The sequence below is a fragment of the Methylobacterium sp. WL64 genome, assembly GCF_008039945.1.
In the GTDB taxonomy this organism is placed as follows: domain Bacteria; phylum Pseudomonadota; class Alphaproteobacteria; order Rhizobiales; family Beijerinckiaceae; genus Methylobacterium.
Genome location: NZ_VRVA01000337.1, coordinates 1 through 489 on the forward strand (window position 1 = coordinate 1; position 489 = coordinate 489).

A 489-nucleotide genomic window follows, 5' to 3' on the forward strand; every position below is an offset into this window, starting at 1 on the left:
ATGGGCCCGCGTGAGTGGGTCATGGCCAAGGCGCAGTTCGCCGTCATCTTCGGCGAGCGCTTCACCCGGGCCATGGCGGCCTGATGTTCAACCCGCCGCTCACACACGGAATTTCCGATAGTCCCCGCTGAGAGCGTTGGTTCGGTGCCACAAAGGTCCCGCACCAAGCCGAGTGGCTGTTTGCCAACGGCTCTGCCTACATCGCCAAGGAAACTGCTTAGACGGCCGCCGCACCCAACCTACGGCCGCTGATTACGCCGGTGCGCTCGCCGTAGAGCAACGGCATTGCGGAGGAGCTCGTGAAGACGCTCAAGCGCGATTGCGCCCGCCTCGCCATCTAAGCCGACGCCGAAGCCGCGATGCGGCTCCTGCCTCCTTGGTTCGTGGATTGGAGCTACATCACCTGCACTCCGGCCTGCGCATGCTCTCAACTAAGAGTTCCTCAGCCGGAGTTCCTGAACCCACCCCGCTGCCCGCCCTGTCAAACAG

The 489-nt window shown here is 63.8% G+C and carries 1 pseudogene; it reads left to right on the forward strand.

Features of this window, described 5'->3' with window-relative positions:
- Positions 1 to 140: 140 nt before the first annotated feature.
- Positions 141 to 489, forward strand: a pseudogene (locus FV242_RS35995) (integrase core domain-containing protein); the annotation flags it as partial.